General features: G+C 74.1%; 18 protein-coding genes. 14 read left to right on the top strand and 4 right to left on the bottom strand.

Features of this window, described 5'->3' with window-relative positions; translation table 11 throughout:
* Window positions 1-548 precede the first annotated feature (548 nt).
* Window positions 549-1,223 (bottom strand): hypothetical protein, encoded by a 675-nt coding sequence (locus WME90_RS44605; RefSeq protein WP_437278196.1) that lies wholly within the window; start codon window positions 1,221-1,223, stop codon window positions 549-551.
* Between WME90_RS44605 and WME90_RS44600 the strand changes: the two genes are divergently transcribed.
* The 7 genes from WME90_RS44600 to WME90_RS44570 all read left to right on the top strand — a co-directional run bounded on the left by WME90_RS44600 (window position 1,222) and on the right by WME90_RS44570 (window position 11,943).
* The gene (locus WME90_RS44600) at window positions 1,222-1,545 is read left to right on the top strand and encodes a hypothetical protein (protein ID WP_437278195.1); all 324 of its coding nucleotides are present in this window, start codon (window positions 1,222-1,224) and stop codon (window positions 1,543-1,545) included. The two genes, WME90_RS44605 and WME90_RS44600, sit on opposite strands and share 2 nt — an antisense overlap.
* Before the next feature lie 973 nt (window positions 1,546-2,518).
* Window positions 2,519-3,067: a hypothetical protein gene (locus WME90_RS44595; RefSeq protein WP_437278194.1), complete on the top strand. Its 549-nt coding sequence runs from the start codon at window positions 2,519-2,521 to the stop codon at window positions 3,065-3,067.
* Window positions 3,068-3,279: 212 nt separating this feature from the next.
* Window positions 3,280-4,752 (top strand): hypothetical protein, encoded by a 1,473-nt coding sequence (locus tag WME90_RS44590; protein ID WP_437278193.1) that lies wholly within the window; start codon window positions 3,280-3,282, stop codon window positions 4,750-4,752.
* Between the two features lie 75 nt (window positions 4,753-4,827).
* Complete coding sequence (locus tag WME90_RS44585) at window positions 4,828-7,635, top strand: AAA family ATPase (RefSeq protein WP_437278192.1); 2,808 nt, start codon at window positions 4,828-4,830, stop codon at window positions 7,633-7,635.
* A 191-nt stretch (window positions 7,636-7,826) separates the two neighbouring features.
* Entirely contained in the window at window positions 7,827-10,112 is a 2,286-nt protein-coding gene (locus WME90_RS44580) for a serine/threonine-protein kinase (RefSeq protein ID WP_437278191.1), read from the top strand.
* A gap of 87 nt (window positions 10,113-10,199) precedes the next feature.
* Complete coding sequence (locus WME90_RS44575) at window positions 10,200-10,871, top strand: hypothetical protein (protein ID WP_437278190.1); 672 nt, start codon at window positions 10,200-10,202, stop codon at window positions 10,869-10,871.
* Window positions 10,872-10,932: 61 nt separating this feature from the next.
* Window positions 10,933-11,943, top strand: a complete 1,011-nt coding sequence (locus WME90_RS44570; RefSeq protein WP_437278189.1) for an ABC transporter substrate-binding protein — start codon at window positions 10,933-10,935, stop codon at window positions 11,941-11,943.
* Window positions 11,944-12,036: 93 nt separating this feature from the next.
* Here the strand turns inward: WME90_RS44570 and WME90_RS44565 are convergent, their stop codons facing one another.
* From WME90_RS44565 to WME90_RS44555, 3 genes are all read right to left on the bottom strand, one after another.
* Window positions 12,037-12,420, bottom strand: a complete 384-nt coding sequence (locus WME90_RS44565; protein ID WP_437278188.1) for a nuclear transport factor 2 family protein — start codon at window positions 12,418-12,420, stop codon at window positions 12,037-12,039.
* 148 nt (window positions 12,421-12,568) lie between these two features.
* Entirely contained in the window at window positions 12,569-13,282 is a 714-nt protein-coding gene (locus WME90_RS44560; protein WP_437278187.1) for a hypothetical protein, read from the bottom strand.
* Between the two features lie 127 nt (window positions 13,283-13,409).
* Entirely contained in the window at window positions 13,410-16,235 is a 2,826-nt protein-coding gene (locus tag WME90_RS44555; protein WP_437278186.1) for a DUF4388 domain-containing protein, read from the bottom strand.
* A gap of 185 nt (window positions 16,236-16,420) precedes the next feature.
* On the opposite strand from WME90_RS44555, the gene WME90_RS44550 reads away from it, so the two are divergent.
* The 7 genes from WME90_RS44550 (at window position 16,421) to WME90_RS44520 (ending at window position 23,882) form a co-directional block, all read left to right on the top strand.
* Window positions 16,421-16,609, top strand: coding sequence for a hypothetical protein (locus WME90_RS44550; protein ID WP_437278185.1), 189 nt, complete (start codon window positions 16,421-16,423; stop codon window positions 16,607-16,609).
* Between the two features lie 66 nt (window positions 16,610-16,675).
* Complete coding sequence (locus tag WME90_RS44545; RefSeq protein WP_437278184.1) at window positions 16,676-17,347, top strand: sterol desaturase family protein; 672 nt, start codon at window positions 16,676-16,678, stop codon at window positions 17,345-17,347.
* 130 nt (window positions 17,348-17,477) lie between these two features.
* Entirely contained in the window at window positions 17,478-18,605 is a 1,128-nt protein-coding gene (locus WME90_RS44540; protein WP_437278183.1) for a hypothetical protein, read from the top strand.
* 286 nt (window positions 18,606-18,891) lie between these two features.
* Window positions 18,892-20,595 (top strand): ATP-binding protein, encoded by a 1,704-nt coding sequence (locus WME90_RS44535; protein WP_437278182.1) that lies wholly within the window; start codon window positions 18,892-18,894, stop codon window positions 20,593-20,595.
* Window positions 20,592-21,761, top strand: coding sequence for a response regulator (locus tag WME90_RS44530; protein ID WP_437278181.1), 1,170 nt, complete (start codon window positions 20,592-20,594; stop codon window positions 21,759-21,761). Before WME90_RS44535 ends, WME90_RS44530 begins: the two co-directional genes overlap by 4 nt.
* A 187-nt stretch (window positions 21,762-21,948) precedes the next feature.
* The gene (locus WME90_RS44525; RefSeq protein ID WP_437278180.1) at window positions 21,949-22,974 is read left to right on the top strand and encodes a hypothetical protein; all 1,026 of its coding nucleotides are present in this window, start codon (window positions 21,949-21,951) and stop codon (window positions 22,972-22,974) included.
* Window positions 22,975-23,177: 203 nt separating this feature from the next.
* Window positions 23,178-23,882, top strand: coding sequence for a superoxide dismutase family protein (locus tag WME90_RS44520; protein WP_437278179.1), 705 nt, complete (start codon window positions 23,178-23,180; stop codon window positions 23,880-23,882).
* Window positions 23,883-23,980: the final 98 nt, after the last annotated feature.

The raw sequence follows: 23,980 nt of genomic DNA, 5'->3' as shown, positions 1-23,980 counted from the left end.
CGTCGCGCCGCGGGTTGGCAGATCCTCTGTAGCTTACACCCTCGGAGGCCAGGCCCGGTGACCTGGCTCTCGCCGGGGCGGCGCACCCACATCAGCGCCTGGTGAAGCCGCAGATCGTGGCCGCGGCGCCATGTCGCGTCGTGACCGCGAGCGTCCTCTCCGACAGCCCCGAAACGGCGGTACGGCAGCCACTTGACAGGAGGGTCCTCGATGTCGTCGCCCGGACTGCGTCCTGAACGTGGATTTGGCGTGCTCGCAGCTCGCCCGCTGGCTCAATTGAGCATGGAACCAGCCGAAATGATCGTGGGGGGTAAGGGGGGCGTGTGCCTTCGTGACGCTCTGGGCGCGGCCAATTGTAGTTTGAGCCGCATTCTCTTGGCCGAGCGCCGCTCGCACGGCACCTTCGGCTCGCTCGTGCCCCCTGGGCGCGAAATCCACGTTTAGACCGGGGCGAGCGCGAGCATCGACGTGATGCGAGTTCCTTCGTACATGAATCCTCCTGAGGCGAATGGGCTGATCGGGGGGCGGAGCGCGCCGGCGGGCCAGCGTCAGGGCGTCAGCGCGAAGCAGTAGAGCCCGCCGTAACCGCCGCCGGACCCGACGGTGGGCGAGTCGTCCTGGGGCGGGCCCTCCTCCACGAGGTAGACGCCCGGCGCGCACCCCGGCGCGTCGTGGGACGATATCCACTGGGACCCGCTCATCGCTGCGCCGAAGTTCCTCGGCCACGAGTGTCCGACGCGCGGTTTCCCGGAGGCACTGTCGCCTATCGCGCTCGTCCAGTCGTTGCACGTCGCCGTCGGGCCGACGAGCCGCCCTTGCCTGTCGCTTCCCGTCAGGGTGTCGTGGTTGTCCACCGTGGGCTGGCTCGGATCGGCCTGGTGGTTGGGGACGCCGTCCTCGTTGGGCAGATCGTTGATGATCGCCTCGTCGGCCCCGCTGGGACGCGTGCTCGGCATCTCCTCTTTGCTGTTTGCGACCAGCCGGCCGAGCCGGTCGTACCAGGGCCCCTCGCCGATGCGATCGATCGCATCGACCTGCTTGCCGTCCTCTCCTGCCGTGGCGCTCAGGAACGCGCGCCACCCCTTGCTGCCCGCGCCCGGGAGGCTGTTCTCGGCGATCGTCGCGCAGATCTTGTCCGCGCCGCGGAGACCGGCGCCCGGCCCCGTCTCCCCGAAGCGGAGGTCGCCCCCGAAGCCGTCCTCGGAGCCCGACAACTCCCGCATGGCTTTGAGGCTCGTCACGAAGAAGCTGAACTTCTCGGTCGTCCCGCCGCCGGTGGTCACGCCGCCGCCGGAGGTCGCGCCGCCGCCGCCGGAGGTCGCGCCGCCGCCGCCGGAGGTCGCGGCGTTGCCGCCGGAGGTCGCGCCGCCGCCGCTGCCGGAGGTCGCGCCGCTGCCGGAGGTCGCGCCGCCGCCGGAGGTCGCGCCGCCGCCCGAGGCCGACGACGAACTGGTCGCTCCGTCGTCCAGGACGCCCTCGTCCGAGCCGGAGCAGCCGAGCATGGGCGAGAGCAGCGCGAGGGTGAGGGGGAGCATCAAGGGATGATAAGCGCTTGTCATGGTCTTCGCTTTCCTGTGGTTGTTGCGTCGGGCTATCCGTTGCGCCGTGAGCCGGCGAGGCCCACTGGCACGTGAGATCGGCATGGCGAGCTTCACGTGGACGGTGGAGATGCCGGCCTGACCCGGCAGGGCCCACTCGACCGCCGGATCCGCCGGGGCCATCGGGCGCCGGCGGGTCGTTGCCGTCCGTCGTCGAGCTCGATCCGTTGTGCGACAGAAGGCTCGAGACCGCGCCTCGAGACCGCGTAAAGGATGCCGACCCGCCAATCTCGCCGGGGGACGAAATTTGCAGTCTGGAGAAGTTTTGGCGGCATCTCGATGGCGATCTGTCGGCCCGTTGAGGTCGCGGGTCAATGTCTTTGGCGCCGCGCCCGCGAAACCCGTGCAGGCGAGTACCTTTCGGTCCGGGGTTGCGCTCGGCGAGGTTCACGACGGCAGCGTCCGTCCGGGCGTTGGTCTGGCCCGGGAGGCGCGTCGCGAGACGCTATACGGCGTCACCGAGCGCCTTGCGGCGCACAACGGTGCTTTTCCAGTACGGTGGTCCCCGGTTGGGAGAGCGTGCTGGAACATCGGTCGGCTCGCCGAGCGCGGAGAGGAAGCGGACGATGTTCCGGGGCTCAGTGACCATGGCGACGAGCTTCATCCGCCCCTTGCAAGTTGGGCACTCGAGGACATCGATCGCAAATGTGCGGCGCAAGAGCTCGGCGCGGTTTGCCGACCGCCCGATAGCCGCCACGCTTGCGTTTCGGAGCGGCGTCATCGTCCGCCTTCGTAGGCTCTTCTGGCTTCGCAGGGCGCGGTCCGATGCGCTTGCGCGCTCGTCCTCCTCGACGTCGTGCTCGATCTCGAGATGCCCGTGCCGCCGGAGGTAACGGAGGATCCGCCCGACGGCGTGCTCTAGACTCGATGGCTTCGAGGCGACGCCCGCCGGCGAGAGCGAACGTGCTGCGGCCGAGGCGATGTCGCGCCTCCACCGGACCTATCTGTGGCAAGCCCTCTCGTCAGCGATCCGCGCCCTGCCTGACGCAAACGATCGGAACGAGTGGGCGCTACGCAAACAGGAGCTGCTCGAAATCTACGCCTGCGCGTGGCGGGAGGACGTCCCGGACGAGGACCGCGAATGGGCCCAGGCGTACCGCGATTGCTGCACGCGGTACGTCAACCGCCGACGCCGGGACGCGATCGCTCGGAACGCCTATGAGAGCTGCCTCCAGAGCAGTGGTGGCGTCTTCGACGGGGCGCCCGGACGAACGTGGCCGAATCACACCGATCGGGAATTGGAGCCGTGGCGTGCTTTCGCGGAGCGGGTCGATGACGCGCCCGAAGGCGAGAGCGAGCTCGAAACGGCCGAGGCGGCAGCTCGCGAATACTGGGATACGCTCTACCGGGACGCCCCGCCGTGGGACAGCAACCCGGACCGGGCGCACTGGCTCGCGGCGGCCCGCGCGGCTCGCGCCAAGGCGCTGGCCGGCGATGAGCTGCCGGAGAAGCGACGTTGGCTCCGGTGAGTCGGCTCTCCTGGTAGGCGCACTGGTCCGGCAGCCCTGCTCTCCGCCCTGGCCGTGTTCCTCAAGCCAGGGGCCGCCTTCTTCATCGCGCCCGTTCGCGGCGCTCGCCTGACCCGCCGGCGCGCCAGAGCGCCTCTCCGGCCCTGACGATCGGGTGATGGCGACGACGAGGTGCGGCCACACAGCCTCGACGACCACCTCGGAGGTACCGGATGCGATATGGGAAATGGCTGGCGCCCTTCGTTCTCCCTGCGCTGGCGGCGTGCGCGGCGGTCCCCGACGAGCTGCCCCGCGCGCTCTCGGTGGAGGAACCGCCCGTGGCCTCCGGCGCCGGCGAGGCAGCCGCCTGCAGCGCCCTCGCGCCCGCGGGGCCCTCGCTGAGCCTCGCGCTGCCGGGCACCGACCTGCTCGATCCTCAATGGGTCGTCGGGGGCAAGGACGCTCCGGTCTATCTCTACACCTCGTCCGCGACACCGACGGGGGGCCGGGTCCTCCAGCGCGTCACCCTGGATCCCTGGTCAGCGCAGCCACCCGCCTTCAGCGCGCCGGCGCTTGTGCTGAACGGGAGCAACGGGGTGCTCCTGGGTGATGCCTTCGCGGTGGCACATGTCTCTCCCCTCAACGAGGATGAAAACTTCGAGTCCGTGGTCGTTTTCCGCGAGCGCGACACGGTCCCCTTCCCGGCTCCCCTGCCTCCAGGCCACTTTTTCAGGACCGCGCTCGCCTGGAGCGAGGACAGCGAGTTCTTCTCTCCTCTGGCCGGGCACCACATCGGCATGCACTTCGGAGAACGCATGGTGTCGTTTCGTTCCTCGGGGGCGGTACAGCTCGCGGTCACCGAGGTCCACGAGCCCGGCCCGCGGTACTCGATGGTGGTCGGCGCCGTGTCGGAAAGGGTGAGCCACGCGATGACCGGGCTGTACGTCGGGTGCGCAGCAACGCCCATCGCCTTCGATGCGGCATCGTGGACGCGCGTGGATGAAGAGGATACGGGATGGGTGCTGCGCTACTGGCTCTTCGGCGCCGCGCTGGGCGCGCCCACCGATTGGAAGATCGGGTGGCGCCCGTGCGACGTGAAGTACCCGGGCGTCGGACCGGCGACGACCATTTACCTGGGACGGGTCTCCGCAGACGGCCTCAACATCGGCCCCAACGGCGAGGTGATGGCCTCGAATGAGGCGATCCACGAGGCCGCGCCGGTCGCGCGCCTCCGCATGGCCCCCCGCCCGGACGGCGCGTGGCTCGCCTGGACCCTCGCGCCGCTCGAGGACGCGCCGAGCGCGCTGCGCGTCGCGCGCATGACCCCTTCGGGCGCGATCGCGCTGCCGCCCATCACCGTCCCCTCGTGCTCCACGCCCGTCGCGGAATCCCTGGCCACCGAGCAGGTGGACGGAGACCTCGTGGTCGCGGTCGTCGAGACGAACACGGGCGGGAAAGACCGGATCGTGCTCCGCCGCTTCGACGCGGATGGCACATTGACCTGGATGACCACCCTTTTCCCGGGAGGGAAGGTGGAAGGCAGCCTGTCGATGCTCGCACAGCGCGACCGCGGGCTCCTGATCGCGTGGGCGGAGCGGCCGTCGAGCTCGTCCGCATCGCAGCTGCGCGCGAGGCGCCTCGATTGCGCCGAGGGGTTCGCCGCCGCCACGCCCGTCTGCGAGACCGAGGACGTGATCCCCCAGTGATGCGGCCGCCCGCCTCCGAAACTTGGCCCGCCCTCGCCCGGCGTGCGAACCCGGGGTCCGGAGACCTCTGCAAGGATGACCAGCCCTCGCTCCCACGCCGAGCTCGTCACGCTGCGCAAGCTCGCGCAGGATCTCGCCGCCCAGCGCAAGGAGCGCCTGTCGAGCGTGCACCTCCTCGCGGCCATCGCCCTGAGCGGAGGCCCCGCCGCGGATCTGCTCCGCGATCGGCGGCTCGACGACGAGGCGCTGCTCAAGGCGACCCGCTCGGTCGACGACGAGGGCCCCGACCCGATCGGCCGGGCCATGGGCGGCGCGCGCGACGTCGCGAAGCGAGCGACCGCGAAGGAGCCGGCGGCGCTCCACCTGCTGCTCGCGCTCCTGTCCGACAGGAGCTCGGCCGCGCACCGCGCGCTCACCCAGTCCGGGGTCGACCTCGCGCGGCTTCGGACCGCGGCGCTCCAGATCGCGCTCGGCGTGGTGCAGGCGCGGCGGATGCCCGGGCGGCTGATCCAGGACGGCGGGGCGCCCGAGACGCCGGCCGCGACGTCCACGGCGCGCCGCGCCCGCGGCGAGGCCGCCGATCCGCCGCGCACGCCGCGCGCGGCGCGCACATCCCAGGAGCTGCGGCCCGCCAAGGGCGCCGGCGTCGCGGTCCCGGAGCTGCGGCCCGCCAAGGGCGCCGGCGTCGCGGTCCCGGAGCTGCGGCCCGCCAAGGGCGCCGGCGCGCCGGAGACGCGGCCCGCCAAGGGCGCCGGCCCGGGCGTCACCGTGCCGCTGTTCCCGCCGGCGCCGCTGTTCCCGCCGGCGCGCCCTCGCCCCGCCGCCGTCCCGGCCGGCGCCGACGCGCCGCTTTCCGCCGAGTCGATCGGCGCCCTCACGCCCACCCCCTCCCCGGCCTCCTCCGCCCCCGCCTCCGCCGTGCCCGCGATCGGGCGGCCGCTCCCGCCGCTCGCGCCGCCGGCCGCCACGAGCGCGGCGGCGAGCGCCGCCCTCGCGGCGCGCTTCACCCTCGATCGCGCGCGCTTCCCGGCCCTCGCCTCCCTCGGCCACAACCTCTCGCTCGCGGCGGTGCAGGGGGAGCTCGAGCCGATCGTCGGCCGCGAGCACGAGATCGAGCAGGCGCTCGACGTGCTGGCCAAGCGCCACGCGAACAACCCCTGCCTCCTCGGCCCGGCGGGCGTCGGCAAGACCTCGGTCGCGCGCGGCATCGCCCACCGGCTCGCGTTCGACGAGCGGGAGCCGCGCATCGTCGTCGAGCTCGTGCCCTCGGAGCTGCTCGCCGGCACCGGCGCGCGCGGCGCGCTGAGCGAGCGCCTCTCCGCCCTCCGGTCCGAGCTCCGCGAGGCGGGCGGGCGGGTGATCCTGTTCATCGACGGCCTGTCGGAGCTCTTCGGCAGCGGCGCGCTCGACGAGGCGATGGCCGAGCTCAAGCTCGCGCTCGCCCGCGGCGAGCTCACGCTGATCGGCACCGCCACGCCCGAGGAGTACCGGAAGAGCATCGAGATCGACCCGGCGCTCGCGCGGCGCTTCACGATCGTCGAGATCGACGAGCCCGAGGAGGACGAGGCGTTCCTGCTCCTCCAGAGCGTCGCGGTGGGGCTCGGCGCGCACCACGGGCTCGCGTTCACCGACGAGGCGCTGGCCTCGGCCGTCGCCTGGTCCGTGCGCTACCTGCCCGGGCGCGCGCTGCCCGACAAGGCGCTCTCGATCCTCGACCTCGCGGGCGCGCGCACGCGGCGGCGCGCGCTGCCGGCATCACGCGCGTCCCGCGCGTCGCACACGGCGCTCCGTGAACCCGCGCAGCCCGCGCAGCCCGCGCGGCAGGTGGGCCCCGCCGAGGTCGCCGAGGTGGTCGCCGAGCTCGCCGATCTCCCGGTCGAGCGGCTGCTCGAGACCGACCGCGAGCGGATGCTCGCGCTGGAGACGCTGCTCGCCGACAAGGTCGTCGGCCACGGCGAGGCGCTCTCGCGCATCGCGCGGGTGCTCCGCCGGAACGCGGCCGGCCTGCGCGCGCGCCGCCCGATCGGGTCGTTCCTGCTGCTGGGGCCGACCGGCGTGGGCAAGACGGAGACGGCGAAGGCGATCGCCGAGGCGCTGTTCCACTCGCCCGACGCGATGACGCGGCTGGACTTCTCCGAGTACGCCGAGTCGCACGCGGTCGCGCGCCTCGTCGGCGCGCCGCCCGGCTACGTCGGCCACGAGGCGGGCGGCCAGCTCACCGAGGCGGTGCGGCGGAGGCCGTACCAGGTGGTGCTGCTCGACGAGATCGAGAAGGCGCACCGCGACGTGCTCGAGGCGTTCCTCCAGGTCTTCGACGAGGGCCGCCTGACCGACGGCCGCGGCCGGCGGGTGGACTTCACGAACACGGTCCTCGTGATGACCTCGAACCTCGGCGCGGCCGAGGCCGGCGCGCTCCGGTCCGAGCGCTCCGTCGGCTTCGCCCGCGCCTCCGCGGCCGTGTCGTCCGAGCGCCTGGGCGAGGCGATGCTCTCCGCGGCCCGCGCCGCGCTGCCGCCCGAGCTCTACAACCGCATCGATGAGGTCCTCTGCTTCTCGCCGCTCACGCGGGCGGACGTCGCCGAGATCACGCGACGGCTGCTGGGCGGCCTCGAGCGCGAGCTGGAGGCGCGCGGCGTGGAGCTCGAGGTCGAGCCCGAGGCGATCGACGCGCTGCTCGACGCCGGGGGGTTCGATCCAGAGCTCGGCGCGCGGCCGATGAAGCGCACGATCGCGCGCCTCATCGAGGCGCCGCTCGCGGAGCTCATCCTGCGCGGCCAGCTCGAGGAGGGGTCGGCGGCGCTCGTGGGCGTCGAGCAGGGCGAGGTCGTGGTCGACGCGATCGCGCGAGCCGGCACGCGGCGCTACGCCGCATGCTCCAGCTGAAGCGCGGCGCTACGCCGCATGCTCCAGCTGAAGCGCTGCGCTGCGCCGCGTGCTCCAGCTGAAGCGCTGCGCCGCGCCGCGCCGCGTGCTCCAGCTGAGGCGCGGCGCCGCGCGTCGGCGTGCTGCGCGGGCGCTCTCCGCGCGCCCGAAAGGTCTCCTCCCGCTCGATCCCTCGTGTAATCTGCCCCTTGATGAGCAGCGGAGGCGGGCCTCACCGACCGGACTCGCTGCGGGAGATCCCTAGACCCGGCGAGATCGTCGGGGCCAAGTACCGCATCGAGCACGTCATCGGTCGGGGAGGGATGGGGGTCGTCGTCGCGGCGCGCCACACCACCCTGAAGCGGCACGTCGCGCTGAAGTTCCTGCTCCCCAAGGAGAACCGTACTGCGCAGAACGTGGCGCGCTTCCTTCGCGAGGCGCAGGCCGCGGCCGCGATCACGAGCCAGCACGTCGCCCACGTCATCGACGTCGGCACGACCGAGGCGGGCCTGCCGTACTTCGTCATGGAGCTCCTCCGCGGGATCAACCTCGCCGAGCTCATCGAGCAGCGCGGGCCGCTCTCGATCGAGGACGCGGTGGGCTACGTCCTCGAGGTCTGCGAGCCGATCGCCGAGGCGCACGCGCTCGGGATCGTCCATCGCGACCTGAAGCCGAGCAACATCTTCCTCGCCGAGCGGGAGGACGGATCACGCCAGATCAAGGTGATCGACTTCGGGATCTCGAAGACCCTGGATGCGAGCGAGCTCGGCGTCGACGGCAAGCTGACCTCGACGCACATGGTCCTCGGCTCGCCTCCGTACATGTCGCCGGAGCACGTCCGCAGCGCGCGGTGCGTCGACGCCCGGACCGATATCTGGGCGATCGGCGTGATCCTTTACGAGATGCTCACGGCGAGGCGGCCGTTCGAGGCCGAGGCCGCGTCCGCGATCTTCGCGAGCATCGTGGCCGATCCGCCCACCCCGCCGCGCAGCCACCGCGCGGACCTCCCGCACGAGCTGGAGCGCGTCATCCTGAGCTGCCTGGAGAAGCGCCCGTACCTGCGCCCTCAGACCGTCGCCGATCTCGCGCAGGCGCTCGCGCCCTTCGCGCCGGAGCGCGCCCGCACGCCCCTGGAGCGCATCCTCTGCAGCGGCCCAGGGGCCGCGACCGTCCGGGCGTCGACCGCCGGGGCCCACGGGCCCGTCGACCTCGACGGCCCCACGCTCACGCTGGAACTCGCCGAGCGACGAGAGGCGGCGGCCGGGAACACCGCGCTGCCGGCGTCGCTTTCCGCGCCGCTCCCGGAGCCGCGAGCCGATCCCGCGCGCGATGGGGCGGAGCCGGCCCCCCCGCGAGCGGCCGCTGAGGGGGGCGCGCCGGCGGGGCGAACCGCCACGGCGATGAGCGTGGCGAAGCTCGTGGAGAGCACGACGCCGGCGCGGCACGCACCGGAAGACGGCGGCGACGAGGAGGACCGGGCGGGCGCGACGATGCGGGCCAGGCGCCCCGCGAGGCGCGCGCATGTCCTCCTCGGAGCCGCCGTCGTCGCGCTCGCGGGGCTCGGCTTCGTCGCGCTCCGGGGTCCTGGCGAGCGCGAGCCGGGCCTAAGGAGCGATCCGCACCAGGATCCGCAGCAGAAAGAGCACCAGCGCCAGCGCGTCCACGAGGCGTGCAAGCAGAGCCGCATGCGCCTCCAGAGCGGCGCGGCGCTCAGCCCCCTGGAAGGCATCGGCTGGGAGGTCGATCTCTGGCTCGCCAGCGGCGTCGGCAGGCCGGTCGCCGAGGAGCGTCCCTCGCCGGACGGCGCCGCCCGGGCGCCGGCGCGCGAGCCCGCCGGCGGCGCCACCCCGACGGCGAGCGCGCCGGCCCCACCGCTGACCGCCGCGTCCCTGGGCGACATCGCGGCCGGCGGGCGGATCACGCCCGCGCTCGACGCGGCGCTGAGCCGCGTGGCCGATGGAACGGTCGCGGTCAAGCAGGGCGTCCCCGCGAGCTCCCGCGCGTTCAGCGACGTCACCGTGACCTTCGGCGAGGGCTATAGCCGCGCCTTCTTCGATGCCCAGGTCCGGCCCCGCTTCATCGCCATCGCCGAGCGCCTCTACCAGGCCGCCGGCGCGGACGTCGGCGCGCTCTACGCCCGCTGCGCCGAGCTCGCGGCGCCCGATTTGGGCGTCTGGTTTCGCGGCCGCGACGCGAGCGGCGCCGCCGCGGCGCTGCTCCACCACATGGAGATGCGCGCCGAGCCGTCGCCCTCGGCGCTCCTCGCGCGATCCCCGGTGGACGCCACGGGGCGGGTCCGCTCGTTGCGCGCCAAGGTGGACGGCGCCGGGCTCGACGACAAGGCGCTCCAGGAGCTCCTCAATCAGCTGGGCGCCCATGTCGTGCCGTCGCAGACAGGCACCGCCGTGACGTTCCCGGCCGAGGCGCCGCTGCGCGCGAGGATCGTGAGCCGCGAGCTCTCGGACGTGCTCGACGCCGCCGAGCGCGGCGCTCCGTGAACGCCGGCGCCCGCGGCTTGCTCCGCGCTTCTCCGCCCCCGGGGGGAGCGGTCCCCCCTCGCGCGGGCCCCGTGTATGATCCGGCGCATGGGGGAGCGCACGCGCGCAGGAGAGGAGCTGGGGCGCGCGCCATCGGGGCAGCGCTCGGGGCCCTTGACCCGGGTCGCGCTGCGCGTCGGCGTCTTCTTTCTCGCCTTCCCGCTCGTCGTCTCCGGGGCGGCGTACCATCAGGCGCGACAGGCGGAGATGGCCGCGCTGGTGCGAGACGGGGACGCCATCGCCGACCTCCTCAAGTACAGCTCGCGGGCGCTCCTGGAGCAGGGGGCGCCGCACGCGATGCAGCGCGTGCTGGCGAACTGCGCGCTCCTCACCAGCGTGCGCCGGGTGCGCCTGACCGACCTCTCCGGCAAGATCCTCGCGAGCAGCTATCGCCCCGAGGTCGGGACGTCGAGCCCCTCTCCGCTGCTGCGCAGCTTCCTCGACGACGGCGCCGGCAAGCCGGTGGTCCAGCTGCTCGACGAGCGGAGCGAGCTGACGATCGTCCGGCCCGTGTACCACAGCCCCGCCGGGGGCATCACCGCCCAGCACGTGGTCGGGGCCATCGAGCTCGTCATGCAGCGGCGGGACGTCGACGCGATCGTGTCCGCCGCCGCGCTCCGGATGCTCGCGATCGCCACCGCCGGGTCGCTCGGCCTGTTCGCGGCGGTGCTCGTCGTGCTGCGCGCGACGCTCGCGCGCCCCCCTCCGCCCGTGTCCTAGGCGCGCCGCGCGGCCGGCGCGAGCCCGCCGCCGGCGCTCCTGCGCTGCCATCGATCGAGCCATGTCACGACGAGCCCCCGAGACGACCATGCCCGCCCCTCGCGCTCCACGCCTCCTGATCTGCGTCGCCCTGATCGCGCTCCTCGCGGCGGCGTGCAGCGACCCGGCGCCCGCGCCGCTCCGCGTGGGGCTGCTCGTCTGGGTGGGATACTCGCCGCTCTACATCGCGGCGGAGCACAAGATGAACGCGCCCGTCGAGGCGGAGATCATCACCTTCAGCACCGGCGTGGACATGGAGCGAGCGTTCATCGACGAGAAGCTCGACATCGTGGCGTCGACCCTGTTCGGCGCCCTGCGGCTGGCGGACCAGGGGGTCGATCTGCAGACGGTCATGGCGCTCGACACCTCGAACGGCGCCGACGGCATCGTCGCCCGCGACGGCATCGCGAGCATGCGCGATCTGAAGGGCAAGCGCGTGGCGGCCGACCTGGGCACCATCAGCCATCTCGTGCTGATCCGGGCGCTGACCATGTCGGGGATGTCGATGTCCGACGTCGAGATCGTCAACCTCACGCTCGAGCAGACCACCGACGCGCTGCGGACGGGAAACGTCGACGCCGCGGTCAGCTGGGAGCCGTTCCTTTCCCAGGCCGTCGCCGACGGGGCCAAGAAGATCTTCTCGAGCGCCGAGCTCCCGAACGAGATCACGGACGTGCTCCTCATGACCAGGGAGGCCGCGGTCCGGCGCCGGCAGGAGACCGTGGCGTTCCTGCGAGGGTGGGACCAGGCGCTCGAGTTCTGGCGGGCCCGGCCTTCGGAGGCGCTCGGCCTCATGGCGCGAGCCCAGGGGATGAAGGTCGATGAGTTCGAGAGCAGCATGACGGGCCTGAGCATCCTCGACCTCGCGCGCAATCAGCAGCTCTTCGACCGGTCCGCCGGGGGGCCGACGCTCTGGGCGGCGTACGACGCGACGGCCCAGGCGATGAACAAGGCGAAGATCCTCGAGAGCTCCCCGGCTCCGGCGGAGGCGCGGCTGAACTCGGAGCTCATCGCCGCCGCGCTCCGGAAGTGACGTCCTGCCGCCCCGAGCGGGACCGGCCTCCCCGCGGAGCGCCCGGTCGCCGGGGCGGACAATCGCTCGACGTGCTCCCGCGGCGGCGGGGCGCTACGCCGCGTGCCTGAGCGGGAGCCCGAGGGCCCTCGGGTCGAAGTACGCCTTGAACCGCGCGATCGCGCCGGCCGGGTGCTCGATGACGCTCACGCCTTCGTACGAGAACTCGGCCCCGCTGGGCAGCGTCCCGTGGCTCGTCCACTCGAGGATGGAGGCCTGATCCGACTCGGCGACGCACCGGAACTCGGATCGCACCTGGCCGAAGGCGTGGCGGTAGCTGCGCCAGAAGTTGCGGGCGCCGGCCGGGCCGCGCAGCGGCCTGGAGATCGTGGGGTTGCTGAGCTCGGCGTCGGGCGCGAACAGCCGCGCCATGGGCTCGACGTCGCCGCTCTCCTCGATCCGACGCAGGGCTTCGATGAACTCGCTCGACTTGGACATGATGCCTCCTGCGGCGCGGGCGCGTGCAAGGGGCGGACCTCGGCCCGCGCGCAGGCGGTGATGGAAGGGGCCGCCTCCGCTCGACGGCCTGCGGGCGACGTCCTTGCCCGCGAGCCCCCGGCGAGGCGCGCGCCCACGAGGGCGCTCGTCAGTGCGCGGCCGGGCGCTCGTGCCGCCGCGCGACGAGCGCGATGGCGACGGCGAGCAGCGCGGCGAGCAGGAACCCCCCGCCGAAGGCGAGGCCGATGATCCAGGGCTGCATCGCCCTCCCCAGGCCGTCCGCGAAGCCCGTTGCGGCTGCGCGGCTCGCGCGCTCGATCGCGGCGCTCGAGCAGCCGGAGTCGCCGGCGGGGCACCCGGCGAGCTGCTCCACGAGCTCTGCCGTCCCCTCGCGCGCCGCAGCCCTCGCCGCAGCGCCCGAGCCCTGCTCGACGAGGTTGACGAGCGCCCGATCGTGCTGGAGAGCGCCCTGGACCACGGCGCTGCTCACGGCCTCGCTCGTCTGCGCGATGACCGGCTCCAGGCCCTCGGCCTGCCGCCCGATCTCCGCCGCGCCGGCCCGGACCGCATCGTGGACGATGGCCCCTACGAGCGGCCGCTCGCCCTCGTGCGCGCCCTTCGCTGGCCCCTCGGCCGATGCTCCGGCGGGCCCGGTCCGGTCCTGCGTGCTGCGATCGAGCGCCTCGATCGTGCCGCGGGTAGCCTCCTTCGCCGCCTCGCGGACGCACCCGGGGGCGAGCACGAGGGTGGCGATCAGCGCCGCCGCGGCCGCTCGACCGGAGCGCGTTGGCTCGCCCGTGTGCAGCGCCGCCGATCCGGGTCCGGGAGAGAGCGAGCATTGCACAGCCGCGCCGGCCTTCATCAACCGTGCCCGCCGCGCGTCCAGCGGAGTGCGCGCGGCGTTCGCGCCCCGAGGGAGCTCGCGCCGTTCGGGCACCTCCCGCCGTCGGCGCACCACGAGAGCCGCGCTCGCCGCGCCAAGAGCCGCGCTACGGAGGCCCCGCCTCGATCGCCCGCCGGTACCGCTCGCGCCGGTGCGGCTCGCGCAGGATCTCGTAGGCCTCGTCGAGCACCTCGATGACGAGCCGCACGTCGTCGAGCAGATCGACGGTCGCGGCGGTGAGCAGGGTGGACGGCTCGAACGCCTTCCTGAGCGCGAGGTACGCGCGGCGGATCTCGTAGTTCGTCGCGTCGCGCGGGATGCCGAGGATCGAGAAATAGTCGCCGTCCTCCACCAGCGCGAGCCGCGCCCGGACGCGCTGCCGGATCGCCTCCTCGTCGAGCGGATCCTCCGCCGGCGGGGGCGGCGCCTCGGTGATCGACGGCGGGATGAGGACGTCGAGCACCTCCAGGCAGACGAGCGCGTAGATCACGCTGGCGTTCTCCGGCTCCGTCGCGCTCACGAGCTCGCCGACGCTGCGGCCGCGCGCGGTGCGCACGAGCTCCTCCTCCTCGCGCCGCAGCGCGCACTCGCCGAGGAGGTTGCGCCGGACGCCGTCGTCGAGGCGCGCCCCCGGGCCGCCGAGGCGGCGCAGGGCGATCTCGGGGGCGATCACGCGGCGGATCGTCTCGACGAAGACCTCGGCGCCGGTGGCGCCGCCGAAGACGTTCGGCTCCGCCTTGAGGCGGCCCGGCGGCTCGGGCTCCATGTCGCACGTGCCGGCCTCGACGAGCACGACGTGGCCGATGACCCACTCCGCGTGCGCGCGCAGGACCGGCCAGAGGTCGTCCTGGCCGAGGTGGCCGTGCGCGATGAGCGCCGCGCCGGCGTGCCGGCCCGAGGCGGGGAGCTTGCCCGCGAGCCGCGCCGCGACCTCGCGCTCGAGGTCGCCCCGCCCGACAAGGAAGGCGAGCAGCGTCTCCTCGGGGATGGTCGAGCCGGCGGTGACGAGATCGCCCTCGTGCAGGACGATGCGCCGCGCGCCCTCCTCGGTCGTGATCGCGAGGGCGCCGGAGGAGCGGCTGCCCACCGCGCGGGCGAGCGCGCGCGGCGCGTCGCCAGGGCCGAGCACCGTGGCCGACGAGGCGCCGCCGGAGCTCGGCGCGTCGTCGATGAGCTCCGGGGGCAGGGCGCGGCCGAGCACGGCCGCGCTGACCGTGGCCGGCGCGGGGGGCACCACGGGCGGCAGAGGGGGCGCGGGCGGCGGCGCGGGCCCACGCAGGGCCGCGCCGGAGATGGCCACGGACGGCGGAGCTGGGAGGGGCACGCGGCCGAGCGCGGACGTGCTGGGAGCGGCGGGCGAGAGCGGCGGGAGCAGACCGCGCCCGAGCGCACCGGCGCCCGCGCTCGCCGGGACGGGCCCCAGGGGAGGCGCCGGGGCGCGCGCCGCCGGGGCAGAGCGGAGCGGCGACGGCACGGGCGGCAGCGGCTCGGGCTCGGCCCTGCCGACCTGCGAGAGCAGCGCGGTCCTCACCTCGACCGAAGGAGGCGACACGAACGCGACGCCCGCAGAGGGCGCCGGGAGGCCAGGCGAGCGGGCGTCACGGGCGTCGCGCGACCGGGGCGGCGGCTCGGTGACGCGCTGGCGCAGGCTCGGCTCGACGCGACCCGACGGGGGGCGCGCCCAGTCGACGTCCTCCTCGGCGCGCGCGCGGTCGGACAGGGCGCGGTCCCACGCCGGCTCCTCCCGCGGCGCGGGGGAAGGCGCGGGCGACCGATCCCACGCGGCCTCGGGGCGCGATCGCGGCGACGCGAAGGCGTGGGGACGGCCCGCGTCGCGCGGGGTCGGCGGCGCGACGTCGCGGCCGCCGCTCCGGCGCGCAGGACCGCCGTGATCGCGCTCCTCCCTGCCGTAGTGGTGCGCGTCCCGCTCGGGCGCGAGCGGCGCCGCGAGCTCGGGGCCGGCGCGCTTCGTCGCGTGCGCCGCGTCGAGCGCGGGCTCGACGTCGCGGTGGTCCTCGTGCTCCTCGCCCGGCTCGGCGAGCTCCGCGAAGGCGTCGCCAGGCCCTGTGTGCTCGGCGCCTGTGGCCGCCGGGGGCGGAGCCGCCGCGACGACGTACGGCTCGGAGCTCGTCCTCGGCTGCGAAGGCGACCCGGTGGGCAGCGGGGCGTGGGCCCCGCTCGCGCCCGTCCGCGGCTCCTCCTCGTCCGGATCGAGGGGCTCGTCGAGGGCCGAGAGCAGCTCGGGCGACAGCATCAGGTCGACCTCCTCCTCGGCCGCCGGGATGCTCGACGGGTGCGCCTTCGCCGTGACCCGCTGCTCGGCGGCGACGAGGATCTCCTCGAGCTCCGGGCTGAGCCGCGCCGGGAGGAGCCGCGGGCCGACGGCGTCGCCGTCCTCCTCCGGGGGCGGCAGCACCGAGCCGACGTCGAGCGGATCGAGATCGCTGGAGAAGTCGGGGTTCGACGGGACCTCGTGCTCGACCGGCCCCGGGTAGCCCGCCGCGAGGCGCGCCTCGTCGGCGAGCTCCCCGCGGAACCGCCCGGGCTCCGCGACCGCGCTCACGTGCGCGGCGAGCTCGGCGGTGTCGACCGGGCGCTCGAAGACCTGCCCGAACAGCAGGGGATCGAGCTCCGCCGAGCGGACCGGATCGCCCACGAGGAGCACGGACGCGGCGACGCCGCCCGGCCGCAGGTAGAGGCGCTCGAGCGCCTCGATCGCGCCGGGCTCGTCGATGTCGACGATCACGACCCGCGGCGCGTCGATCGCGAGGCGCGCCTCGATCTCGGCCAGGGGCGCCGCGATCACCTCGAAGCCCCGGGCCCTCAGCGCCGCGCCGATCGCCTCCCCGTCCGCCGACGCGTCGGCCAGCAGGATGGCGCCTTCGCGCGGGCGCGCCTGCACAGCTTCGTGGTCGTCGCGGAGCTCGGACACGGCGGTCATCTCGTGGCGGCGGCCCGGCGGAGCAGCGCCCAGGGGCCCATATCGTCTGGACTGTCGACGGTCGCCGGCGGGCTGTCAAACGCGATCGCGGCCCCCTCGGCGTTCCCGCCGCGGTCGCGTGCGGCGGCGCGCTGCGGCGCCCCCCGCTCGGGGTGCCGCGTGGTAGACGTCGACGCATGGTGCTCGGCGCTTCCCACAACGAGATCGCCCTGACGGCCTTCCTGCTGATCGTCGTGCTGCTCGCCGCGAAGATCGGCCGCATCGGCGAGGCGATCGGCGGGCTGTTCGAGCGGGACGCGCCCGCGACGGACGGCGGCGCGCACGAGGACGGCGCGGAACAGCAGGAAGAACGCAAGGAAAGCTGAGCGCGCGCCCTCGCCGGCGGCCTCGGCTGCGCTTGCGTTCTGTTTTTTTGAAATTCATAGTCATCGATGTCCGTGAACGAGCCGGCCTCGCCGCGGCGTCGCGCGGCGATCGCGGCGCGGATCCCGCGCGGGTACAGCCCGGCGCTCCACCTCGCGGCCCCCACGGCGCTCGGCGCGCTCGTGGTCGCGGCGGCGGCGCGCCTCGTCGAGGCCGTCGAGGCCGTCGAGCTCCTCGCGATCCCGACGACGCTGCTGCTCGCGTTCGCCTTCGAGTGGTGGGCGCACAGGTCGGTGCTGCACCGGCGGGCGCCGCTGCTGGGCGCGCTGTGCGAGCGGCACGAGCGCGAGCACCACCTCGCCTTCACCGCGGACGACATGGCGCTGCGGAGCCCCCGGGAGCTCTGGCTGGTGCTGACGCCGCCCGCCTCGGCGCTCCTGGTCCTCGCCCTGCTCCTGCCGCTCGCCGCGGCGGCGGGCGCGCTGTTCTCGCGGGACGCGGCGCTGCTCGGGCTCGCGACGGCGATGGCGTTCTTCGTCGGCTACGAGTGGCTGCACCTCGCGTATCACCTGCCGGCGGACAGCCCGGTGTACCGGGTCCCGGGGCTCTCGAGGCTCCGCGAGCACCACCGCAGGCACCACGACCCCCGGCTCATGAAGCGCTGGAATTTCAACGTGACCGTGCCCGTGTTCGATCTCGTCCGCGGGACGCGCTGGTCACCGCCGCGCAAGGGCGCGTAGCCGCCGCGCCAAGGCGGGCAGCCCCGCGCGAGGGGGCGCCGCGGCGCAGCGCCGCCCTCCGCCCCGCCGGGGCGCGCGAGGCGCGACCGCGCCGGGGCGTCCGCCGCGGCCGTGTGCTAACGGGTCGCGCGTGCAGACGCGGACCAGAGACGGCCTCGTCCTCCTGCTCGTCGGGGTCCTGCTCGGCGGCGGCGTCGCCTGGCTCCTCGGCCGCCGGCGGGAGAGCCCCCCCGCCGCGCCGCGCGCGCTCGACGCCGTTCCGGCGGGCGCGATGCTCGTCGCGACGCTCGATCTCCCGGCGCTGCGCGCCTCTCCCGCGTTCGCCTCGTTCCTGCGCGAGGAGCGCGAGATCCCGGGGCTCGGCAAGGTGCGCGACGTGTGCGGCTTCGACCCGGTGGCCGCGTTGACCGAGGTCGCGATCGCCATCCCGGCGGCGGGCGAGGGCGGCGACTTCGGGCTTGTCGCGGCCGGCGCCGTGCAGGACGAGGCGCTGCTCGCGTGCGCCTCCAAGGTGATCGACGCCCGCGGCGGGCGGCCGATCGTCCACGGGATCGGCGGCTTCCGCGCGGTGCGGGACGCGAGCGCCGAGGGCCACGGCGAGATCGCCGTGCGCCCCGGGGGGCCGATCCTGCTCGGCGGCGGCGCGTACCTGCGCGCCATGATCGACGCCGTCGAGGGCCGCGCCGCGAGCGTCGGCGCGAGCGGCGCGCACGACGACATCGCCCGCGCCGTGGGCGAGGGCGCGGCGCGCGTCACCGTGGTCCTCGCGCCCGAGCAGCGCGCCGAGATCGGGCGCGAGCTCGCGCTGAGCGGCTCCAGCCGATCGCCCGCGGCGTCGCTCCTCTCCGGCGGCGCCAGCGTCGCGCTCGGCCCCGAGATCGCCGTCCACGCCGTCGTCCTCTGCGACGCGGAGGCCCCCTGCGCCGCGCTCGGCGCGGAGCTGCGCGCGGCCCGCGACGCGCGCGCGGCGGACTTCGCGACGCGGCTCGTCGGCTTCGGGGCCGTGCTCGAGCGCGTCGCGATCGCGGCCGACGGCAAGGCGGTCCACGCCCGCGTCAAGCTGTCGACCGAAGAGGCCGGCGTCCTCGTCGACCGGCTCGCCTCGCTGCGCGGCCTCCGTCAGCCCGCGCTCGCGCCCAGGCCGCCGCCGGCGCAGGGAGACAGCGGCGCACCGCCGCGCGAAGACGCCGGCGCGCCGCCGCCCGACGCGGTCGTCACACCCCCGCCGCGGGCCACGCCGGACGGCGGCGCGCGGTAGCGCGTGGACCCACACACCTTGGAGAACCGACCGCCGCGCTGCGGCAGGGGCTCCCTTGGTTCGTTCCTTACCCTCTCCCGTTCACCATCCACGGTTCCACGGTTCCACGGTTCCACGGTTCGTGATCCGCCTGACGAGCGCGCCGCGCCACCGCCGAAAGCCGCGCTGCGCGACCGATCGGGCCCCCACGGGCCGCCCCGAACTCCTGTAACCTGATCGTTGCCTTCCGACGGGATCGGCGCTCCGGTCCTTCCCGCCGCGCACGAGGCGGGCGGGGGCACATCGCATGCAGGTCGTCGGGATCTCCGCCTCCGTGGTCGTCGGGACCCTCCTTCTGGTCGCCCTCTGGGCGCTCCGAAGGCGGCTCCACGCCCGCGAGCTCGAGCTCGAGCAGAAGGCGCGCGAGCTCGAGCGGAGGGCGCAAGAGCTCTCGGTGAGCCGCGCCGCGGAGCAGCGGCTCGGCGAGGAGCTCGCCGAGGCGCGGCGGGCCGAGGACGAGGCGCGCAGGGCGAGGGAGGAGGCCGTGACCGCGAGCCGGGCGAAGAGCGCGTTCCTCGCCAACATGAGCCACGAGCTCAGGACGCCGCTCAACTCGATCCTCGGCTTCGCGCAGCTCGTGGAGCGCGACCCCTCGCTCGCCGACCGGCACCGCGAGAACCTCGCGGTCATCTGCAAGAGCGGCGAGCACCTGCTCGGCCTCGTCAACGACATCCTCGAGATGGCGAAGATCGAGGCCGGCCGCATGACGCTCGTCGACACCGACTTCGACCTCCACGAGACGCTCTCGGGGCTCTCGGAGATGTTCGCCGTCGAGGCCCAGAAGCGGGGCCTCACGCTCACGGTGGAGCGGGAGCAGGACGTGCCGCGGCACGTCCACGGCGACGAGGGGAAGCTGCGGCAGGTGCTGATCAACCTGCTCGGCAACGCGCTGAAGTTCACGCCCCGCGGGTCGATCACGCTGCGGGCCTCGGCGCGTCGCTCTACTGGCACGTACGAGGGCGGCGCGTACGACGGCGGCGCGCACGACGGCGCGGCGGCCGGGCGGGTGCGGGTGTCGTTCGAGGTGGCGGACACCGGCCGGGGCATGGCCAGGGAGGAGCTCGCGGAGCTCTTCGAGGCGTTCGCCCAGACCGCGACCGGGCGGCGGTCGCGCGAGGGCACGGGCCTCGGCCTGCACATCAGCCGGCGCATCGTGCGGCTCATGGGCGGCGACATCCGCGTGGAGAGCCAGGTCGGCCGCGGGACGACGCTCCGCTTCGACGTGCGCCTGTCGCTCGCCGACGCCGCGGGCGCGCGAGCCGGCGGCGCGCCGCGGGCGCTCCGCGTCGTGGGCCTCTCGTCGGGCCAGCCGAGGTACCGCGTGCTCGTGGTCGACGACCGGTGGGACGTGCGCCACTGCCTGCTCAAGCTGCTCGACTCGGTGGGCGTCGAGGCGCGCAGCGCGACCAACGGGCTCGGCGCGGTGGCGCAGTGGGAGACGTGGGCGCCGCACCTCGTCCTGCTCGACCTGCGCATGCCGCTGCTCGACGGCTACGAGGCGGCGAGCCGCATCAAGGCGAGCCCGCGGGGCCACGAGACGGTCGTGGTGGCGATGACCGCGAGCGCGTTCGAGCAGAACCGGGCGCTCGCGGCGGAGGCCGGGTGCGACGATTTCGTGAGCAAGCCGTTCCGCGACGCGGACATCCTCGGCCTGCTGACGAAGCACCTCGGGGCCCGCTTCGAGGTCGAGGAGCGCCCCTCGGAGCCCCGGTCGGCCCAGGCGGCGCCGGCCGTCGACCTCGCCCGGGCCGCGGCCGGGCTCCCCCCCTCGCTCCGCAAGGACCTCCGGCGGGCCGCGACGCGGCTCGACGCGAAGGCCGTCCAGGCGACGCTCGATCGGTTCCGGCCCGAGGACGCGGAGCTCGCCGGGGCGGTGGCCGAGCTCGCGCGGGGGTATCGCTTCGACAGCATCTTGGCGCTATCGAGCGCCGAGGAGGAGGAGCCGTCATGACGGACACCGACGCAAAGCCGGCCCCCCGGGGGGCGGCCCCGGGCGCGCGACCGGAGCGCCCCAGGGAAGAGCCCGCCAGCATCCTGATCGTGGACGACATGCCGGCGAACCTGTCGCTCCTGACCTCGATGCTGACGGCGCAGGGCTACGAGGTGCGGGCGGCGATCAGCGGCGCGATGGCGCTGATGTCGGCGGCGGCGGCGCCGCCGGACCTCATCCTGCTCGACGTGAACATGCCCCACATGGACGGCCACGAGGTGTGCCGCCGGCTGAAGGGAGACCCCCGGACGGCGGACATCCCGGTCATCTTCCTGAGCGCGATGACCGGCATCGGCGACAAGGTGATGGCGTTCGACGCGGGCGGCGTCGATTACGTCACGAAGCCGTTCGAGCTGCGCGAGGTGCTGGCGCGGGTGGGGACGCAGCTGCTCTTGCACCGGCAGCGCCGGGAGCTCGAGCGGCAGCGGAGGGAGCTCGAGGAGCGCTACGCGCAGGTGCGCCAGCTGCACGCGGCGCTGCGCGGTTACCTGTCCGACCGGGCGTGGGAGAGCATCGAGGAGAGCGTGTCGTCGAACAGGCCGAGCCCGCCGGCGCGCGAGGTGCTGACGGTGCTGGTCAGCGACATCGAGGAGTTCGTGCGCCTCTCGGAGCTCGAGGATCCCGGGCCGCTGCTCGCGGATCTCAGCCTGTACATGGCCACGGTGGCGCAGATCGTCTACGACCACGCGGGCGAGGTCGACAAGTATGTTGGCGACGGCATGCTCGCGTTCTTCCGGAGCGCGAGCGACGCGCTCGCGGCGGCGCAGCGGATCCAGCGCAGCATCGCGGCCTTCAACGAACACCAGCGCTCGCAGGGCCGGCCCGCGTTCCCGACGCGGCTCGGGCTCTCGACAGGGCCGGTCCTCCTGGCGAGCATCGGATCGAGCGGCAGGCGGGAGTTCACCATCATCGGCGATCGCGTGAACACCGCGTTTCGGATTCAGGCGCAGGCGAAGGCCGGTGGCCTGCTGATGGATGAGGCCACGTTCGCCGCGGCGGGGAGCCCGGGAGACGCGATGCCCGCGCTGGTGCGGATCCGGGGGAAGCAGGGGGAAGAGAAGCTCTATGCGATCTCGCCGGAGGCGATGTTGGCGGGCGGCGTGAGCGGCAGGGCGGACGACGCTTGAGCGCTCACGCGCGCTCCCGGCCCGAGAGGCCGACTCTTCAAGGGTGCTCCCGGGCGTGATCGTGTTGCCCCGCACCGCCGGGGCCATTCGAGTTCGAGCGCCTGGATCGTGCGATCTGCCGAAAACGTTCGTTCTTGTCCCTCGCGATGACCTCGTGCAATAGTCGCCGCGGAGGATGGAAACGAACATGAAGCTTCGATATAGCGTTACCTTGCTTGGCCTGCTCGCGACGTTCGCGGCGGGCGCGGCTGCGTGCTCGGACGATGGCGACACCACGACGACGACGACGACGTCGACCGGCACGGCCGGCGGCGGCGCCGGTGAGGGCGGCGGCACCGGCGGCGCAGGCCAGGGCGGCGCAGGCCAGGGCGGCGCAGGCCAGGGCGGCGGCGGCGCAGGCCAGGGCGGCGGCGCCGGCGGCGGCGGCACGGCCTGTGAGGCGCTGCTCTGCGACGGCTTCGAGTCGTACGAGGGCCAGGCCGCGAACGGCGATAAGCTCGGCAAGTGGACGGTCTACACGGCCATGGCGGGCTCCACCGTGTCGGTCGACACGGAGAAGGCGTACAGCGGCGCCAAGTCCATCAAGGTGACCACGCCCGCGAGCACGGGAGACAGCAACTACAAGTCGGCCATGATCAAGTTCACGGACGCCGGCGCCCCGCTCACCGCAGAGAACGTCATCCATGGACGCATGATGATGTTCCTCGAGGCTGCGCCGACGGGGGATGTCCACTGGACCATCATCGACGGTTCAGGGACCATTCCTGACAGCGATTTCATGGGAAAGCCCTACGCGGCGCAGTATCGCTATGGCGGGCAGCACCCGGTCGCGGCCGGCAGCCAGCTCATGGCGAATTACGATACGCCCGGATTCTGGAGCGACCCGAAGACCGGCCCGGAGACGGACTGCTGGAACCACGCGGCGGAGACGACGGTGGCCCCGGTCGGCAAATGGTCCTGCGTCGAGTTCAGCTTCGACGGGCCGAAGAACGAGATGCGCTTCAAGCTCGACGGCAAGGAGCTGACCGATCTCACGGTGACCGGGACCGGCCAGGGCTGCGCCAACAAGGTGGAGAACTACGAGTGGACCGCGCCGGCGTTCGACAGCATCGGCCTCGGCTGGGAGTCCTATCAGGCGGACGCGACCCGCACGATGTGGATCGATGACGTCGTGATCGGCACCGAGCCCATCGGCTGCCCGCCCGCGCAGTGAGCGCGCGTCGCTGAGCTCGGCGAAGCGCGGAGGCGGACTCCGCGCCTCGCTGGTCTCTGTCCAGGGGTCGGGCGCCCGCGCCACGAGCAGCGCCGGCGCCGGCGCGAGCGGCTCATCCCGCGCGCGGCGTCGGCCGACGGCGCGCCTGCAGAATGTCGGTATCGCCGATTGATCGCCCGCCGGGACCGCTCTACGAGACGGCGGTGGTCCAACGCCTCACGAACCTGGAGGTCCCCGCTGTGATGAAACCGGCCTATCGTCTCTCGCTGCTCGCCTCGTTCGTCCTGGTCGCTGCCGCTTGCGGCGGCGCGCCCGAGCCGGCCCCCGCGGTCCCCGACGTCCCCGCCCAGCCCGCGCAGCCTGCGCCCGAGGCGCCCGCTGCGCCGACGGCGGCGCCCGAGGCCAGCCCGCCGGCGGGCGGCGCGGCGCCGGAGGCCGCGGCCGCGCCGCCTGCAGCGCCGGTGAGCGTCTCTGTGCCCATCGAGGCGCGGTCCAAGTCGAAGCTCAAGGGCACCGCGATCTTCACCGAGGTCGAGGGCGGCGTGAAGGTCGCCGTCCAGGTCTCGGGCGCTCCCAAGGGCAAGGTCGCCGTCCACGTGCACGAGACCGGCGATTGCAGCGCGCCGGACGCGAAGAGCGCGGGCGCGCACTACAACCCCGAGAACCACCCGCACGGCCTCCCCGACGGCGCGCCTCGCCACCTCGGCGATCTCGGCAACATCGAGATCAAGCCCGATGGGACGGGCACCCACGAGATCGTCGCCAAGGGCGCGAATCTCAAGGACGGCGCTCCGAACACCTTCCTCGGCCGGGCCATCATCGTCCACGAGAAGGCGGATGACGGCAGCCAGCCCGCCGGAAACGCCGGCGGCCGCATCGGCTGCGGCGTCATCGCGCAGGGCAAGTGAAGCGCGCGCGACGCGGTCCGCCGCGCCGCGCTCATGACACGTTGAATCCGCATCACCCCCTCTCCCCGCGACCGCGCAGGTCGGGAGTCGCCCTCTCC

This window comes from Sorangium sp. So ce375 (assembly GCF_051473855.1).
Lineage (GTDB): Bacteria > Myxococcota_A > Polyangia > Polyangiales > Polyangiaceae > Sorangium.
This window is presented reverse-complemented; position numbering and strand designations above follow the sequence as displayed.

Bases quoted from the DNA above. Each gene is read 5' to 3' on its own strand.
- WME90_RS44570 (WP_437278189.1), top strand. From the start codon at position 10,933: ATGTCACGACGAGCCCCCGAGACGACCATGCCCGCCCCTCGCGCTCCA.
- WME90_RS44560 (WP_437278187.1), bottom strand. From the start codon at position 13,282: ATGAAGGCCGGCGCGGCTGTGCAATGCTCGCTCTCTCCCGGACCCGGA.
- WME90_RS44605 (WP_437278196.1), bottom strand. From the start codon at position 1,223: ATGCGGGAGTTGTCGGGCTCCGAGGACGGCTTCGGGGGCGACCTCCGC.
- WME90_RS44535 (WP_437278182.1), top strand. From the start codon at position 18,892: ATGCAGGTCGTCGGGATCTCCGCCTCCGTGGTCGTCGGGACCCTCCTT.
- WME90_RS44565 (WP_437278188.1), bottom strand. From the start codon at position 12,420: ATGTCCAAGTCGAGCGAGTTCATCGAAGCCCTGCGTCGGATCGAGGAG.
- WME90_RS44595 (WP_437278194.1), top strand. From the start codon at position 2,519: ATGTCGCGCCTCCACCGGACCTATCTGTGGCAAGCCCTCTCGTCAGCG.
- WME90_RS44545 (WP_437278184.1), top strand. From the start codon at position 16,676: ATGTCCGTGAACGAGCCGGCCTCGCCGCGGCGTCGCGCGGCGATCGCG.
- WME90_RS44525 (WP_437278180.1), top strand. From the start codon at position 21,949: ATGAAGCTTCGATATAGCGTTACCTTGCTTGGCCTGCTCGCGACGTTC.
- WME90_RS44590 (WP_437278193.1), top strand. From the start codon at position 3,280: ATGCGATATGGGAAATGGCTGGCGCCCTTCGTTCTCCCTGCGCTGGCG.
- WME90_RS44530 (WP_437278181.1), top strand. From the start codon at position 20,592: ATGACGGACACCGACGCAAAGCCGGCCCCCCGGGGGGCGGCCCCGGGC.
- WME90_RS44575 (WP_437278190.1), top strand. From the start codon at position 10,200: ATGGGGGAGCGCACGCGCGCAGGAGAGGAGCTGGGGCGCGCGCCATCG.
- WME90_RS44580 (WP_437278191.1), top strand. From the start codon at position 7,827: ATGAGCAGCGGAGGCGGGCCTCACCGACCGGACTCGCTGCGGGAGATC.
- WME90_RS44550 (WP_437278185.1), top strand. From the start codon at position 16,421: ATGGTGCTCGGCGCTTCCCACAACGAGATCGCCCTGACGGCCTTCCTG.
- WME90_RS44600 (WP_437278195.1), top strand. From the start codon at position 1,222: ATGGCTTTGAGGCTCGTCACGAAGAAGCTGAACTTCTCGGTCGTCCCG.
- WME90_RS44585 (WP_437278192.1), top strand. From the start codon at position 4,828: ATGACCAGCCCTCGCTCCCACGCCGAGCTCGTCACGCTGCGCAAGCTC.